A 15,287-nucleotide genomic window follows, 5' to 3' on the forward strand; every position below is an offset into this window, starting at 1 on the left:
CTTCGTTTGGATTTGACGGAGCCTTCGCTGTGTCGCGGCTTTTCAGCGCCTATGTGATCGTCGACTGGAGCGCGGCGGCCAAGCCCACCACGGGCGCGGATTCCGTCTGGATCGGCGTGCTCAAGCGCGACGTGCGCTTCCGCCTGACCTTCGAGAGCTTCAATCCGGCCACCCGCCAGGAGGCCGAGGCCAAGATCGCCGTCATCCTCGACGACCTGAAGAAGCGCGGCGAGCGCGCCCTGCTGGGCTTCGACTTCCCGCTGGGCTTCCCGCGCGGCTTCTCCCAGGCCCTGAACCTGCCGGGCGACAAGCCCTGGCGCGCGGTCTGGGACCAACTGAACAAGATGGTCAAGGACAAGGCCGACAACACCAACAACCGCTTCGGGGTCGGCTCGGAGATCAACCGCCGCCTGACCGGCGGGCCGTTCCCGTTCTGGGGCTGCCCGCCCAAGGACGCCCTGACCACCCTGCAGCCCAAGCGCACCCGCGAGCATGGTCCAGGCGACCTGCCGGAGTTCCGCCACGCCGACGTGGCCGCCAAGGGCGCTCATTCGATCTGGAAGCTCTATTACAACGGCTCGGTCGGCGGCCAGGCGATCATGGGCATCCCGGCGGTGCGCCGCCTGAAGGACGCCCGCGGCGAGACCGTTCGCGTGTGGCCGTTCGAGACCGGCTTCAAGACCCTGACCGAGGCCGATCTCGACGGCGTCGAGGTCGTGGCCGCCGAGGTCTATCCCTCGCTGGTCAAGGCCGTCCCCGGTCCGGGCGAGATCAAGGATCTGGCCCAGGTGCGCACCCTGGCCGAACACTTCGCCAAGCTCGACGAGGCCGGCAAGCTGGCCGCTCTGTTCGGTCCGGGCAAGGACGCGCCGGCCCAACTGGTCGAGGACGTGCAGACACAGGAAGGCTGGATCCTGGGAGCCTCGATCTGATCCCTCTCCCCTTGCGGGAGAGGGTGGCCCCGCGGAGCGGGGTCGGGTGAGGGGTCGCACGAACAGAAACGCCGCGACGGCTGGTCAGCTGTCGCGGCGTTTTGCGTCTGAGAGACCCCTCATCCGTCGTCCTTCGGACGACACCTTCTCCCACAAGGGGAGAAGGATCAGCTTTTCAGATCCAGCATCCGATACCGCCCCAGCAGCATCGCCGCCGCCGCGAAGCTGGTGACGATCACCGACCAGACGATGCCGTTAACGCCCATCTTCATCGGCAGGGCCAGCCACCAGGCCAGCGGGCCCATGATCAGGGCGTAGGCGACCATGTGGGTGCAGGCGGGGATCCAGACCTCGCCCCGCGCCCGCAGGGCCTGGGCGCAGACCACCTGCACGGCGTCGGGCACCAGGAACAGGCAGGTCAGCACCAGTGCCGGCGCGATCAGGGCGATGGCGGCGGGATCGGCGGTGTAGGCGCCGGCCACCAGGTGGCGCAGCGGATAGAGCAGCAGCGCCACGATCAGCGAAAACACCGCCGTGACGCCGAAGGCGATCCAGCCGGCGCGGCTCATGCCCGCCGGATCGCGCGCGCCATGCGCCCGGCCCACCTGCACCGCCGTGGCGGTGGCCAGACCCAGCGGGACCATGAAGATCACCCCGGCCACGTTCAGCACCACGGCCCAGGCCGCGACGTTCAGCCCGCCCAGCCAGCCGGCCACCAGGCTCATGCCGGCGAAGGCCGAGACTTCGAACAGGTTGGACGTGCCGGCCCCGTAGCCGACCCGGCGCTGGTCCTTCTCGGCGGCGCGATCCCGGCCGGGCTTGTCGAACACGCCCAGCGCCCGGGCGTCCTTCAGCCGGACGATGACCACCGCCAGCATGATCGTGAAGGCGGTGCGGGCCACGAAGGTCGCCCAGGCCGCGCCGACCGCGCCCAGGGCCGGCAGGCCCATGACGCCGGGCACCAGCAGCAGGTTGACCCCCAGATTGATCAGGTTGGCGATCCACATGGTCACCGTCACCAGCCCCGGCCGGCCCAGGCCCTCCAGCCAGAAGCTCAGCGCCACGCTCAGCGCGTAGGGCGTCAGCGACAGCGAGAAGACGATCAGCGGCGCGGTCGCGCCGTCGGCCAAGGCCTTGTCGATGCCGACGTGGTGCAGCAGCGGCGGCGCGGCCAGGGCCAGCAGCACCGAGCCGGCCAGGCCCAGCCACAGGCCATATTTCACGCCCCGGTGCAGCACCGCTCCCGCCTCGTGCAGCCGCCCCGCCCCGAGCGCCCGTGAGCCCATCACCTGGGTCCCGACCAGCAGGCCGACCGTCACGGTGACGAACACCGAGGTCGGGGCCCAGGCCATGGCGTGGAAGCCCAGCTGCCTGGCCGAATAGTGCCCCACCACGATGGCGTCGGTCAGGCCCATCACCATGATGCCCAGGCGCGACAGCACCACCGGCCCGGCCAGGCGCAGCAGCTCGATCAGATCCTGGGCGATGACGCCGCGCGACTTCCCGGAAGCCGGCGCGGCCGCGGGACGCGACATGGAAGGGCCTTTCGAAACGGGGCCGGAAGGTGGCTGATGCGCGATGGGAGGGCAAGGGGCGGCGAGCCCCCTCCGGTCCTCCGGACCACCTCACCCAGAGGGGGAAGATCTCGAGCGCCCAGATGCTCCCCTCTGGGGGAGCTGTCGCGGAGCGACTGAGGGGGCTCTCCCCCTACTCCGCGTACAGCCGCAGGGCCTGCAGGCACATCTCCAGCCCGGTCAGGTCGTGGAGCGGTTCGGGCGTCACGATCACGAACAGCCGCCGCGCCTCGGCCCACAGCATGACGCTTTCGGGCAGGCCCAGGTCCTCGACCACGCAGCCGTCCTCGTCGCGCCAGATCCCGTCCTCGCCGCGCTCGGCGCCGACCAGCACGTCGACCCGGTCGACATATTCGGCCAGGCTTTCGTCCTCGACGTTGAGATAGGCGAAGATCGGCTTGCCCAGCCCCGCCAGCACCCCGGCCTCGAAGGCCGTGGCCGCGTCGCAGGACGGCCCGCGCCAGGGGGTCAGGTTGACGATCGCCGCGTCGGCCCGACGCAATTGGGCCATGCGCTCCATGTAGAGTTCACGGGCCTGGATCTCGGAGCTGAACTCGTCGCCCGGCGCCGGCTGGGCGCCGGAAAAGGCCGTGAAGCCGGCGTCCAGGCACAGGGCCTTGCGCCGCAGGTCTTGGGCTTCTGCATCGGGGAGCCAGGCCTCGGGGCCGGCCAGCCAAAGGGAACGGACGGGTCGCATCCGGCCTTAGAGCGGACGACCGGCCTGTCCTGTCAACTGTATTGGAGCCAAAGCCCGCCCCGATGACCGCCCTTCCCCGCCGAACCGTCCTCAGCCTTGGCGTCGCGGCCTTCGTCCTGCCGGATCTCGCGCAAGCCGCCCCGGCCCAGACCTGGCTGGCCTATGAGCGCCGCCTGCGCGACCAGCTGGCCGCCCGCCGCGGCGACTTCGACGCCGATTTCGAGCGCGAACTGCAGGACCAGGGCGACGCCTTCCGCGAGGCGCGCCGCCTGTCGCCCCTGACCTTCGATCCCGGCCTGGCCCAGGCCGCCCGCGCCCACGCCGCCGACATCGCCCGCACCCGCATCTACGACCACATGACCCGCGAAGGCTTCGGCCCCGCCGCCCGCGTCGGCCTGCTGGCCCGCGACATGGTCGGCGCCCCGGCCGAGAATATCGCCATGCGCCGCAACGCCTCGGGCGCCGTCCGCCCCGACCAGATCATGGGCCAGTGGAAGTCGAGCCCCGGCCATCGCGCCAACCTGCTGGCGCCGGGCCTGACCCATGTCGGCTACGCGGCCCTGCGCGACGGGCCGGAGGTCATCGCCGTGGGCGTCTATGCCGAGGTCTCGGCCCGCCTGGCCGCCCCCGCCCCGCTGCGCGCCCCCTCGGTCGAGGCCATCGCCGCCGCCCTCTCCCGCGCCAGCCCGCGCATCGACCAGTTCTCGCTGTCGGATCCCGGCGGCGAGGTGCTGACCCAGACCTATGTCGAACGCCCCCAGCCGGTGGCGATCCCGCCCGGCGCCTGGCAGTTGCGCCCCCACCTGTCGAGCGGCGCGCACCGCTATCAGGTGGCGTGGGGGCCGGTGGTGGTGCTGGGGTAGCGGCGTACTCCCTCTCCCATAGGGAGAGGGTTGGGGTGAGGGGTTACGGCGTCTGACGGAGCGCCGGCACATCGTCCGACGTCGTAACCCCTCACCCTCCCACCGCTGCGCGGCGGGCCCCTCCCTCTCCCTCTGGGAGAGGGGCGTTACACCCCCTCCACAAACGCCTTCAGCCGCCCAAGCGCGTCGTCCCAGCGGGCCGAGACGGTGTCGAGCCAGGCCCGCGCCTGCCGCACCTGTTCGGGGCGGTAGGCGAAGCGGCTCTCGCGGCCTTCGCGCAGGCTGGCGACCAGGCCCGCGCCCTCCAGCACCCGCAGGTGCTTGGTCACCGCCTGGCGGGTGATGTCGCCGCCGCTGGCCAGGGCCGAGATCGAGCGCGGGCGGCCGTCGCTGAGCCGGTCCAGCAGGGCCAGGCGGGTAGGATCGCCCAGGGCGGCGAACACGACGGCCGGATCAGGCGCGGCCCGCGCCCCGGTCTCAAGCCTCGACATGGGCCCGGATGTTCTCGACCTGCTGGGCCCAGCCGCCCTCGTTCATGCGGAAGGCCTCGTCGCGGCGATGGGCCGGCACGGCGTCGAAGCCGCTCTCGATCACGACCAGCCGCACGCCCTGCCCCTCCGGCGTCAGCAGGAACTCGACCAGGGTCGGGGTCTCGCCCGAATAGTCGATCTCGGGATCTATGGCGTAGGGATGCCAGTGGAAGGCCAGCCGCCGCATCGGCTCGACGGCCATGACCTGCGCGCGCCACTGGATGTGTTCGTAGCCTGGATAGGTGATGTGGCCGGTCGAGTCCTCTCCCGGCACGAACGGCCCGTCCAGCTTGACCCGGAACCAGGCGCCGAACTGCTCGTGGTCGGCGATGGCGTTCCACACGCGCTCCAGCGGCGCGTTCAGCACGATGGTCTTCTCGATGCGGTCGGTCATTTCAGCAACCTTCTGGTTGCTAGATTGATGACTCCAAACCGCTACACACGCAACCAGATAGTTGCATACCGAGACTAGCGCACGGACGCCTCCCATGTTTCCGACTGTGGGTTATCCTGCCGGCATGAAGCCCGAACCCCTTCCCATCGACGACGAGGCCGAAGCGCTCGCCGACACCGAAGGCCTGAGCGATATCAAGGCCGGACGGGTGGTCTCCGGCGAAGCTCTGAAACACTGGCTTCGCTCTTGGGGAACGGACAAGGCGCTACCCTCGCCGCCCCTAGGCGATTGATCCGAATCCGCCACGCGGCCCAGCAGCAGCGGTAGCCCAAACGAAAAACGGCGGGCCCTCGCGAGCCCGCCGTTTCCGTCTTCAGCCGTGAGGCGGAAGCTTAGTTCTTGGTGACGTCCACCAGCTTGTTCTTGGCGATCCACGGCATCATGCCGCGGAGGCGCGCGCCGACTTCCTCGATCTGGTGCTCGGAAGCGCGACGGCGGGTCGCCTTGAAGGACGGCTGGCCGACGGCGTTTTCCAGCATGAAGTCACGGACGAACTTGCCCGACTGGATGTCTTCCAGCACGCGCTTCATCTCGGCCTTGGTCTCGGCGGTCACGACGCGCGGGCCGGTGACGTACTCGCCGTACTCGGCGGTGTTCGAGATCGAGTAGTTCATGTTGGCGATGCCGCCTTCGTAGATCAGGTCCACGATCAGCTTCAGCTCGTGCAGGCACTCGAAATAGGCCATTTCCGGCGCGTAGCCGGCTTCAACCAGCACTTCGAAGCCGGCGCGGATCAGCTCGACCGTGCCGCCGCAGAGGACGGCCTGCTCGCCGAACAGGTCGGTTTCGCATTCCTCGCGGAAGTTGGTCTCGATGATGCCCGAGCGGCCGCCGCCGATGGCCGAGGCGTAGGCCAGGCCGAGGTCGAGCGCGTTGCCGGTGGCGTTGTGGTGCACCGCGATCAGGCAGGGCACGCCGCCGCCCTTCTGGTACTCGCCGCGGACCGTGTGGCCCGGGCCCTTCGGGGCGACCATCAGGACGTCGATGGTGTCCTTCGGCTCGATCAGGCCGAAGTGGACGTTCAGGCCGTGGGCGAACAGCAGGGCCGCGCCGTCGCGGATGTTCGGGGCGATGTCGTTCTTGTAGATCGCGGCCTGGTGCTCGTCCGGCGCCAGGATCATGATCAGGTCGGCCCAGGCGGCGGCTTCGGCCACCGACAGAACCTTCAGGCCTTCGCCTTCGGCCTTCTTGGCGCTGGGCGAACCCGGGCGCAGGGCGACGGCCACGTTCGACGCGCCGCTGTCACGAAGGTTGAGCGCGTGGGCGTGGCCCTGGCTGCCATAGCCTACGATGGCGATCTTCCGGTCCAGGATGCGGGCGAGGTCGGCGTCGCGGTCGTAGTAGACGCGCATGATTTCTTCTCCAGGACTGGTCAATCTGCCCGCCTCACGCAAGCTGGAGGCGGGAAAGGCCGGCGTTTGAGCGTTTTTTTGCCGCCTCGTCAAGGCGGGGCGCGCCCATGAGCGATGATCGGCGACGCTTAATACCGCGACTGAGGCGAAAAAGCCCCCGGAAAGGCAAGGCGGATCGCGACGAAGCCTTTTCTCGCCTCGCCTTCAGCGAAGAATGTGCAAAAACAACCTCAGATATATAAATAAGATAAATTGACTCAAAGTTGCACGAAGAACACCCTCAACTCGCCTCCACAACCCGGAGGCGAGAACGGGAGGGCATCCCCATGAGCGAGATCATCGACATCCAGATCGTGGTCGACACCGCGAACCTGATCGCGAGCGTCCAGAACCCCAGCCAGAACCAGAACGCCCCGACCCCGATCGGGCACAACTACGCCTACATGGTCGCGCCGAACGAATATGTCCGCAGCGGCCAGGCCTCGGGCGACCTGTCGATCTCGGCCGACGTGGGCGACACCGTGCGCTGGCGGATGGTCTCGCAGTCGGGCAACACCAGCTACTCGGCCGACCTGCAGAACATCGCGATCTTCTCGGGCACGCAGGTGACCTCCACGACGGGCGGCAAGCTGCTGAACGTCGAGACCCCGGTGCCCGGCACCACCCCGGGGAACATCGCCCTGCCGCCGACCTACTCGGTGACGCCGCAGTACGACTTCTACCTGACGGCCGACATCGTCCAGAGCGGCACGGGCAACTACAACGTCTCGTTCGCGGTGCTGCAGTACCACAGCGGCTCGCTGCAGGTGCTGGGCTACTTCGTCTGGGATCCGACCATCACCGCTTCCTGAGCCCTTCCCCCGCTCAGAAAGAGAGAAAGCCGCGCCTCCTTCCGGAAGCGCGGCTTTCGACTTTCTACCGGCGAGGCCTGAGCCTCTTACCAGAACTGGGCCTCTTACCAGAAGAGGTCGTAGTAGACGCTCAGCACCTGGCCGGACCAGACGTCGACCAGGACGGCGTCGCCGCCGACCCTCACCCATTCGCAGCCGATCGGCGGCATGGGCAGGCCGTAGCGGTACCAGTCGAGATAGTACGAGCTGCCGTACCAGCCGCCCGGCAGATAGTCGCCGAAGCTCCAGCGGAACGAGTACCAGCCACGCGGATAGCGGTAGGCCGGGGCGCGATAGCGCTGGGCCGAGCGGTAGCTGGGCCGCCAGCGACGCTGGTCGTACTGCGGACGGCCGTTGTCGCGGTCGCGCCAGCGCTGGTCGCCGGGGCGTTGCGCGCCCGGACGGGAGCCGCCGCGATCGCCCTGCCAGCCGCCGGGACGACCGTCATTGGGACGCCCGTCATTGGGACGACGATCGGGCTGCCCGCCGGGACGGTCGTTGCGATCATTGCGGTCGTTTCGGTCGGGACCGCGATCGCCGCGATCCTGGCCGCCACGGTCTTGGCCGCCTTGCCAGCCGCCACGATCAGGACGATCGCCACGGCCGCCACGGTCCTGGCCGCGATCGGCCTGGGGCGCCTGGGGCGCTTGCTGAGCCGGACGCGGCTCGGCGGCGCGCGGCGCCTGGGGCGCGCCGTCGTTCACCCGGCCGCCGCCGCCACGCCAGCCGCCTTCCTGGCGGTCGCCGCGATCAGGGCGGTCGGCGCGATCGGGACGCGCGGCCTGATCCCCGCCACGCTGCTGGGCGCGGCCGCCTTGCTCGCCGCCGCGCGAGCCACGATCCTGGCGCGCGGGGCGATCGCCGCGATCGTTCTGTTCTTGCTGGGCGACGGCGAACGCCCCGTTGCCAGCCTGCGCCGCCGCGCCGCCCGTCAGCGACAGGATCATGGCGACGGTGATCAGACGTTTCATTTCTAGCTCCAATAGGCCTTGCGCCGGCCCGTGGCTCATCCCTTGATGACAGTGTCGCGCTCGGTGCATGAACCGCAATTGAACGAAACCCGCAGCGAGGATTCGATGGCCGCTCAGCCCCAGGACATTCTCGGCTTCTGGACCCAGGCGGGGCCCAAGAAGTGGTTCGAGAAGAACCACGCCTTCGACGAGGCGATCCGCCTGAAGTACGAGCCCACCCACCACAAGGCCGCCCGCGGCGACTATGACGCCTGGCTGGAAAGCCCCGAGGGGGCCCTGGCGCTGGTCATCGTGCTCGACCAGTTCCCGCGCAATCTCTATCGCCGCAGCGGCCACGGCTACGCCACCGACGGCAAGGCCCGCGCCGTGGCTCGCGCCGCCATCGCCGCCGGCTTCGACCAGGAGGTGACCCCCGAGCTGCGCTATTTCTTCTACCTGCCGTTCGAGCACTCCGAATCCCTGGCCGACCAGGAGCTGTGCATCGAACTGTGCGCCGGCCTGCAGGCCGACACCGGCGACGAGGGGCCGATGAAGTGGGCCCTGATCCACCGCGACATCATCGCCCGCTTCGGCCGCTTCCCCCATCGCAACGTCGCCCTGGGCCGCGAGACCACCCCGGCCGAACAGGCCTTCCTCGACGAAGGCGGCTTCGCCGGATAAGCTTCTCCACGATCCAGAGAGCCCGAAGATTGTAATTGCTCCCCACTTTTGGGGATCAGCCTCCGGGCGAGCTTGGCTTGCGTGCAATCGGTACTGTAGTGTTCGCACGCAGTTTTCGAGGGCTCTGGAGGCCAAGTTGATGTCGATGAAGAAATGCCTGCTGGCGGCGGGCGCGATCGTCTGCGCCGTCGTTCCGGCCGAGGCCTTCGCCCAGGCCAAGGCCAGCAAGGCCCAGCAGATGCAGACCCAGGCGGTGACCGAGGTGCCGCGCTGCTCGCGTAAGCTGGGCACCCTGTCGATCATCGACGGCGACGATCCGCGCGGCTGGACCCAGTACAACCTCGCCTCGCCGCAGAAGCTGCTGCGGGCCATCGTCCAGAAGTCGGGCTGCTTCAACCTCGTCGATCGCGGCGCGGGCCTGAACGCCGCCCAGATCGAGCGCAACATCGGCGGCAATCTCGGTTTGCAGCGCGGCTCCAACGTCGGCCAGGGCCAGATCAAGGCCGCCGACTACGTGCTGGTGGCCGAGGTCCAGGCCAGCGACAGTAACGCCGGCGGCGGCGCGGTGGCCGGCGCCATCGGCGGCCTGATCGGCGGCCGGGCCGGCGCCCTGGTCGGCGGCATCAAGACCAAGAAGCTGGAAGCCAACACCGTCCTGTCGCTGACCAACGTCCGCACCACCGAGACCGTGGCCGTGCAGGAAGGCTACGCCGTGAAGAACGACATCGGCTGGGGCGCGGGCGGCGGCATCGGCTTCGGCGGCGCGGTCGGCGGCGGCTACGAGGACACCGAGATCGGCCGCATCATCACCCTGGCCTTCATCAACTCCTATTCGAAGATGGTCGGCGAGCTTGGCCTGGTCGGCGACAGCCCGGCGGCGGCCCAGAACGCCCCGGCCAAGACCTTCGTGGCCACCCGCGTCGTCAACATGCGCGCCACCCCGGTGGCCGCCGGCAAGCTGATCCGCGCCCTGCCCGCCGGCGCCATCGTCTACCCGACCGGCAAGAAGCAGGACCTGTGGTGGGAAGTGGCCGACGAGAACGACAATGTCGGCTGGGTGCTGAACACCGGCCTCGAACCGTCGAAATAGGCGTCTTCGCCACCTGAGCTAGAACGCCCCGCCGGCTCGCCGCGCGGGGCGTTTTTGTGATTGGCCACGAGCTCGATTCGTCGCGATTGTGCGCCCCATGACCACCGCCGTCCTCGACGCCCCGAAAGCCGCCGCCGATCACCCCGAGCGCCAGTACCTGGCCCTGCTCGCCGACATCCTCGAGAACGGCGTGCAACGCGGCGACCGCACCGGCACCGGCACGCTGGGCGTCTTCGGCCGCCAGATCCGCTTCGACCTGTCGAAGGGCTTCCCGGTCCTGACCACCAAGAAGCTGCACCTGCGCTCGATCATCATCGAGCTTTTGTGGTTCCTGAGGGGCGAGACCAACATCGCCTGGCTCAAGGACAACGGCGTGCGCATCTGGGACGAGTGGGCCGACGAGAATGGCGAGCTCGGCCCGGTCTATGGCAAGCAGTGGCGCTCGTGGGCCACCCCGGACGGCGGTTCGATCGACCAGATCGTCAACCTGGTCGAGGGTCTGAAGACCAATCCCAACAGCCGCCGCCACATCGTCTCGGCCTGGAACCCGGCCGACGTCGAGGACATGGCCCTGCCGCCCTGCCACTGCCTGTTCCAGTTCTTCGTGGCTGACGGAAAGCTCAGCTGCCAGCTCTACCAGCGCAGCGCCGACGTGTTCTTAGGGGTGCCGTTCAACATCGCCAGCTACGCCCTGCTGACCCTGATGGTGGCCAAGGTCGTCGGCCTGCAGCCGGGCGAGTTCGTGCACACCTTCGGCGACGCCCACCTCTATCTGAATCACCTGGACCAGGCCCGCGAACAGCTGACCCGCGAGCCCAAGCCGTTCCCGACGATGAAGATCGCCGACAAGACCGATCTCTTCGCCTTCGCGTACGAGGACTTCCAGCTGGAGGGCTACGAGGCTCACCCGCACATCAAGGCCGCGGTCTCGGTCTGAAACCCGACCTTCCGGATCGGGCTGCGGGCGGCTAAGAGTCGCCCATGACCGCCCCCATCCTTACCGTCGGCCCCGTGGCCCGCTCGCTCAACGGCGTCATCGGCCGGGACAACGACCTGCCCTGGCGGCTGAAGTCGGATCTTCAGATGTTCAAGGCCGCCACCCTGGGCAAGCCGGTGATCATGGGCCGCAAAACCTGGGACAGCCTGCCCCGCAAGCCCCTGCCTGGCCGCCTGAACATCGTGCTGACCCGCGACCACAAGTTCGAGGCCGAGGGCGCCGTGGTCTGCGACACCTGGATGGAAGCCGTCCAGATCGGCAAGGAGCAGGCCGCCGAGGACGGCGTCGAGGAGGTCTGCGTGATCGGCGGCGCGGCCCTGTTCGAGCTGGCCCTGCCCCGCGCCAAGCGGATCTACGTCACCGAAGTGCAAGCCGAGGTCGAGGGCGACGTCCACTTCCCCGCCTTCGACGAGAACGCCTGGACCGAGGTGCGGCGCGAGGAGCGCCCGGCCGGCGAGGGCGACGACTTCCCGTTCGTCTTCCGCGTGCTGGAACGCAAGTGAGCGGCCCGCTGATCGCGGCGGTCCTGCTGGCCCAGGCGGCGACGCCCGCGCCGCCCTTGCCCGCGGACGCCCGCCAGGCCGCGCGCGACAAGGCCGCCGAGATCGCCGTGGTCCAGGTCCAGCACGTGGGCGTGCCGCGCGGCGTGCGCGGCCGCTGCTACGTCGTCGCCAAGGTCTATCGGGCCGAGCCGGGGGTGAAGCTGGCCGTCGGCCGCACCCTGCGCCTCTACGTGCCCTGCGCCGCGCCCGGCGCCAGCGGTTCGGACGTCGAGCACGGCGTCGATCAGGCCGCCCTCAAGCGCTCCAGCTACGGCCGGGCCTTCTTCGACGCGCGGCTGAAGCTGATCGCCTACGACCTGTTCGACCTGAACTGAGAGCGCCCATGACCTCCTGGACCGACCGGCGGCTGATCGACCTTCTGGGCGTGGCGGCGCCGGTGCTCCAGGCGCCGATGGCCGGAGCCAGCACGCCGGCCATGGCGATCGGCGCGGCGCGCGGCGGCGGCCTGGGCTCCCTGCCCTGCGCGCAGTACACGCCCGACCAGGCCCGCGAAGCGATCGCCCAGTTCCGCGCCGCCGTCGACGCGCCGCTGAACCTCAACTTCTTCGCCCACACGCCGCCGGCGCCGGATCCGGCGAGGATGATGGCCTGGCGCGCGCGCCTTGCGCCCTACTATGTCGAGGCGGGCCTGGATCCGGCCCAGCCGCCGCCCGCCGGCGGCCGCGCGCCCTTCGACGAGGCCTTCTGCGCCCTGGTCGAGGATCTGCGGCCCGAGGTGGTCAGCTTCCATTTCGGCCTGCCCGAGCCCGCGCTGCTCGACCGGGTGAAGGCGACGGGAGCCAAGGTGCTGTCCTCGGCCACCACGGTCGCCGAGGCCGTCTGGCTGGAGGTCAACGGCGCCGACGTGGTGATCGCCATGGGGGCCGAGGCCGGCGGCCATCGCGCCGTCTTCCTGCCGGGCTTCGGCCAAGGGATCGACAAGACGATCGACAACCGCCTGGACAGCGCCGCCCAGCCCGGCCTCTTTTCCCTGCTGCCGCAGGTGGTCTCGGCCGTCTCCGTACCGGTGATCGCGGCCGGCGGCATCGCCGAGGCGCGCGGCGTCGCGGCCGCCCGGGCCCTGGGCGCGTCAGGCGTGCAGGTCGGCACGGCCTACCTCTTCACGCCCGAGGCCAGGATCCCGCCGGCCCACCGCGCCGCCCTGGACGAGGCCCGCGACGACAACACCATGATCACCGATCTCTTCACCGGCCGCCCGGCCCGGGGCGTCGCCAACCGGCTGATGCTTGAGGCCGGGCCGATCGGCGGCGAGGTCGTGCCGCCCTTCCCCCTGGCCGGCGGCGCGCTGACGCCGCTGCGCCGGGACGGGACCGATCCCGACTTCACCAACCTCTGGGCCGGCCAGTCGGCGCGCCTGGCCCCGCGCGGCCTCAACGCCGAGGAGCTGACCCGGCTGCTCGCTGACGCCTGAGTGGGTTGCGGCCCGGTTCAAACGACCGTTTACTCCCCTGCAGCGTCCAGCAGAGACGCGCATCCAGGGAGCGAGACGACATGGACCTGACCCTCGTCGCCGAAGGCCTGCAATTCCCCGAAGGCCCGATCGCCATGGCCGACGGCTCGGTGCTGCTGGTCGAGATCCAGCGCCAGACCCTGACCCGCATCGCGCCGGACGGAACCCGCACCACCGTCGCCGACCTGCCCGGCGGCCCCAACGGCGCGGCGATCGGTCCGGACGGCGCGGTCTATGTCACCAACAACGGCGGCAGTTTCGAGTTCTTCGACATGGGCGGGCTGAACATCCCCGGCCCCACGCCCGCCAGCCACCAGGGCGGCTCGATCCAGCGGGTGGACCTTGCCACCAGCGCGGTGACCACCCTCTACGAGGCCTGCGACGGCAAGCGGCTGGTCGGCCCCAACGATCTCGTTTTCGACAAGCAGGGCGGGTTCTGGTTCACCGACCACGGCTGCTCGACGCCCGAGGGCCGCAAGTACGGCGCGCTGTACTACGCCCGGATCGACGGCAGCCACATCGTGCGCGCCCGCGACCACCTGATCTCGCCCAACGGCGTTGGCCTGTCGCCGGCGCAGGACGTGGTCTATGTGGCCGACACCATGCTGGGCCGCCTATGGGCCTTCGACGTCGTCGCCCCCGGCGAGCTCGCCCCGCCCGCCCCGCTCCAGCCCGGCCGCGTGGTCTGCAACCTGCCGGGCTACCAGCTGCTCGACAGCCTGGCGGTCGAGGCCGATGGGCGGGTGTGCGTCGCGACGATCATCAACGGCGGGATCACGGCCTTCTCGCCGGACGGGACGACCGAGCACGTGGCGGTTCCGGACGTGATCGTCACCAACCTCTGCTTCGGCGGGGCGGATCTGCGGGACGTGTGGATCACCGGGTCGGGGACCGGGAAGCTCTGGCGCGGGCGGTGGGAGCGGCCGGGGCTGAGGCTGAACTATAACGCCTGACCGCTTCGCGGCCCCCTCAGTCGCTCCGCGACAGCTCCCCCAGAGGGGGAGCATCTCGGCGCACAGATCCTCCCCCTCTGGGGGAGGTGGCCCGGAGGGCCGGAGGGGGCCGCCGCAGGCGGCTGCAGCTTAGTACAGAACCCCCAGCGCTTCGCGCGAGAAGCTCTGCAGCTCGTCCTCGCGCCCGTCGCGGATCTTCACCACCCACTCGGGATCCTGCAGCAGCGCCCGGCCGACGCCGACGAGATCGAACTCGCCGCGATCCAGGCGCTCGAGCAGGCCGTCGATCGAGGCCGGCTGACTGCCCTCGCCGCCGAAGGCCGCGATGAACTCGCCCGACAGGCCCACCGAGCCGACGGTGATGGTCGGGGCGCCGGTCAGCTTCTTGGTCCAGCCGGCGAAGTTCAGGTCGCTGCCCTCGAACTCCGGCTCCCAGAACCTGCGTTGCGAGCAGTGGAAGATATCGGCGCCGGCGTCGGCCAGGGGCTGCAGCCAGGCCTCCAGCAGCTGCGGCGTCTCGGCGTTCTTCACCGCGTAGTCCTGCTGCTTCCACTGCGACAGGCGGATGATCACCGGATAGTCCGGGCCGACGGCGGCGCGGACGGCCTTCAGGATCTCGGCCGCGAAGGCGCTGCGCTCGGCGATGGTCGGACCGCCGAAGCCGTCGTCGCGCAGGTTGGTGCCGTTCCAGAAGAACTGATCGATCAGGTAGCCGTGGGCGCCGTGCAGCTCGATGGCGTCGAAGCCCAGGCGCTTGGCGTCGGCGGCGGCCGTGGCGAAGGCGGCGATGGTGTCGGCGATCTCGGCGTCGGTCATCGGCTCGGTGAACGGCGAGCCGCCGGCCTTGGACACGCCCGAGGGGCTGTCGATCTTGCCCAGCACGTCCTTGCCCTTGGCCGAACCCACATGCCACAGCTGCGGCGCGATCAGGCCGCCGACGGCGTGGACGTCGTCGACCACCTTCTTCCAGGCCGCCAGTTCCTTCTCGCCATGGAAGCGCGGGATGTTGGCGTCGTTCAGCGAGGCGGCGCGGGCCACGCCCGTGCCCTCGGTGACGATCAGGCCGACCTGGGCGGCCGCGCGGCGAGCGTAGTAGGCCGCCACGTCGTCGGTGGCCACGCCGCCGGGCGAGAACGACCGGGTCATCGGCGCCATCACTACCCGGTTGGGCAGCTTCAGCGACTTGAACTCGAAGGGCTTGAAGAGGGCGTCGAGGGCCATGCGGGCGCTCCAGCAGGAGTATGAACCGATGCGATCCAAACATTTGTTCGGAGCGACCGCCATGCAGAAATACTGCAACGGTCGTTGTAT

The 15,287-nt window shown here is 69.7% G+C and carries 18 protein-coding genes and 1 pseudogene; 12 read left to right on the plus strand and 7 right to left on the minus strand.

Annotated elements, in window-relative coordinates; all coding sequences use genetic code 11:
- Nucleotides 1–29 precede the first annotated feature (29 nt).
- Complete coding sequence (locus AC07NG_RS18850) at nt 30–932, plus strand: cobalamin biosynthesis protein CbiG (RefSeq protein ID WP_494595638.1); 903 nt, start codon at nt 30–32, stop codon at nt 930–932.
- 167 nt (nt 933–1,099) lie between these two features.
- On the opposite strand, the gene AC07NG_RS18855 is transcribed toward AC07NG_RS18850, so the two are convergent.
- Together AC07NG_RS18855 and AC07NG_RS18860 are read right to left on the minus strand one after the other, a co-directional pair.
- A complete protein-coding gene (locus AC07NG_RS18855; protein WP_494595639.1) occupies nt 1,100–2,467 on the minus strand; it encodes an MATE family efflux transporter in 1,368 nt (455 codons plus the stop codon).
- 172 nt (nt 2,468–2,639) lie between these two features.
- Nucleotides 2,640–3,203, minus strand: a complete 564-nt coding sequence (locus tag AC07NG_RS18860; RefSeq protein ID WP_110121645.1) for a nucleoside 2-deoxyribosyltransferase — start codon at nt 3,201–3,203, stop codon at nt 2,640–2,642.
- A gap of 62 nt (nt 3,204–3,265) precedes the next feature.
- On the opposite strand from AC07NG_RS18860, the gene AC07NG_RS18865 reads away from it, so the two are divergent.
- Together AC07NG_RS18865 and AC07NG_RS18870 are read left to right on the plus strand one after the other, a co-directional pair.
- Complete coding sequence (locus AC07NG_RS18865) at nt 3,266–4,066, plus strand: CAP domain-containing protein (RefSeq protein ID WP_494595641.1); 801 nt, start codon at nt 3,266–3,268, stop codon at nt 4,064–4,066.
- A pseudogene (locus tag AC07NG_RS18870) lies at nt 4,039–4,215 on the plus strand (hypothetical protein); the annotation flags it as partial. The gene AC07NG_RS18865 and the pseudogene AC07NG_RS18870, both read left to right, overlap by 28 nt.
- Here AC07NG_RS18870 and AC07NG_RS18875 read toward each other — a convergent pair.
- Both AC07NG_RS18875 and AC07NG_RS18880 read right to left on the minus strand, forming a co-directional pair.
- Nucleotides 4,213–4,557, minus strand: a complete 345-nt coding sequence (locus tag AC07NG_RS18875) for an ArsR/SmtB family transcription factor (protein ID WP_494595642.1) — start codon at nt 4,555–4,557, stop codon at nt 4,213–4,215. The pseudogene AC07NG_RS18870 and the gene AC07NG_RS18875 overlap by 3 nt on opposite strands.
- The gene (locus AC07NG_RS18880; RefSeq protein ID WP_494595643.1) at nt 4,544–4,990 is read right to left on the minus strand and encodes an SRPBCC family protein; all 447 of its coding nucleotides are present in this window, start codon (nt 4,988–4,990) and stop codon (nt 4,544–4,546) included. The genes AC07NG_RS18875 and AC07NG_RS18880 overlap by 14 nt, the downstream gene beginning before the upstream one ends.
- A 94-nt stretch (nt 4,991–5,084) precedes the next feature.
- Between AC07NG_RS18880 and AC07NG_RS18885 the strand changes: the two genes are divergently transcribed.
- Nucleotides 5,085–5,282: a CopG family transcriptional regulator gene (locus tag AC07NG_RS18885; protein ID WP_494595645.1), complete on the plus strand. Its 198-nt coding sequence runs from the start codon at nt 5,085–5,087 to the stop codon at nt 5,280–5,282.
- Between the two features lie 100 nt (nt 5,283–5,382).
- On the opposite strand, the gene ilvC is transcribed toward AC07NG_RS18885, so the two are convergent.
- Nucleotides 5,383–6,402, minus strand: coding sequence for a ketol-acid reductoisomerase (ilvC, locus tag AC07NG_RS18890; RefSeq protein ID WP_110117938.1), 1,020 nt, complete (start codon nt 6,400–6,402; stop codon nt 5,383–5,385).
- Between the two features lie 326 nt (nt 6,403–6,728).
- Between ilvC and AC07NG_RS18895 the strand changes: the two genes are divergently transcribed.
- Nucleotides 6,729–7,253 carry an inclusion body family protein gene (locus tag AC07NG_RS18895; protein WP_487288404.1) on the plus strand — a complete coding sequence of 175 codons (525 nt, stop codon included), beginning with the start codon at nt 6,729–6,731 and terminating at the stop codon, nt 7,251–7,253.
- A 104-nt stretch (nt 7,254–7,357) separates the two neighbouring features.
- On the opposite strand, the gene AC07NG_RS18900 is transcribed toward AC07NG_RS18895, so the two are convergent.
- Nucleotides 7,358–8,263 carry an RcnB family protein gene (locus AC07NG_RS18900; RefSeq protein WP_494595647.1) on the minus strand — a complete coding sequence of 302 codons (906 nt, stop codon included), beginning with the start codon at nt 8,261–8,263 and terminating at the stop codon, nt 7,358–7,360.
- 105 nt (nt 8,264–8,368) lie between these two features.
- Here AC07NG_RS18900 and AC07NG_RS18905 point away from each other — a divergent pair, with 105 nt between their 5' ends.
- From AC07NG_RS18905 to AC07NG_RS18935, 7 genes are all read left to right on the plus strand, one after another.
- The gene (locus AC07NG_RS18905; protein WP_494595649.1) at nt 8,369–8,923 is read left to right on the plus strand and encodes a DUF924 family protein; all 555 of its coding nucleotides are present in this window, start codon (nt 8,369–8,371) and stop codon (nt 8,921–8,923) included.
- A gap of 145 nt (nt 8,924–9,068) precedes the next feature.
- Entirely contained in the window at nt 9,069–10,013 is a 945-nt protein-coding gene (locus AC07NG_RS18910) for a CsgG/HfaB family protein (protein ID WP_494595726.1), read from the plus strand.
- 97 nt (nt 10,014–10,110) lie between these two features.
- Entirely contained in the window at nt 10,111–10,950 is an 840-nt protein-coding gene (locus AC07NG_RS18915; protein ID WP_492855916.1) for a thymidylate synthase, read from the plus strand.
- Nucleotides 10,951–10,994: 44 nt separating this feature from the next.
- A complete protein-coding gene (locus tag AC07NG_RS18920; protein WP_492855915.1) occupies nt 10,995–11,513 on the plus strand; it encodes a dihydrofolate reductase in 519 nt (172 codons plus the stop codon).
- Nucleotides 11,510–11,887: a hypothetical protein gene (locus AC07NG_RS18925; protein ID WP_487288407.1), complete on the plus strand. Its 378-nt coding sequence runs from the start codon at nt 11,510–11,512 to the stop codon at nt 11,885–11,887. Before AC07NG_RS18920 ends, AC07NG_RS18925 begins: the two co-directional genes overlap by 4 nt.
- Before the next feature lie 8 nt (nt 11,888–11,895).
- A complete protein-coding gene (locus AC07NG_RS18930) occupies nt 11,896–12,984 on the plus strand; it encodes an NAD(P)H-dependent flavin oxidoreductase (RefSeq protein ID WP_494595651.1) in 1,089 nt (362 codons plus the stop codon).
- A gap of 80 nt (nt 12,985–13,064) precedes the next feature.
- Complete coding sequence (locus AC07NG_RS18935) at nt 13,065–13,976, plus strand: SMP-30/gluconolactonase/LRE family protein (RefSeq protein WP_494595653.1); 912 nt, start codon at nt 13,065–13,067, stop codon at nt 13,974–13,976.
- A gap of 129 nt (nt 13,977–14,105) precedes the next feature.
- Here the strand turns inward: AC07NG_RS18935 and AC07NG_RS18940 are convergent, their stop codons facing one another.
- Entirely contained in the window at nt 14,106–15,197 is a 1,092-nt protein-coding gene (locus AC07NG_RS18940; RefSeq protein WP_487288410.1) for an NADH:flavin oxidoreductase, read from the minus strand.
- Nucleotides 15,198–15,287: the final 90 nt, after the last annotated feature.

It is taken from the genome of Caulobacter sp. GW821-FHT10C03 (genome assembly GCF_059415485.1).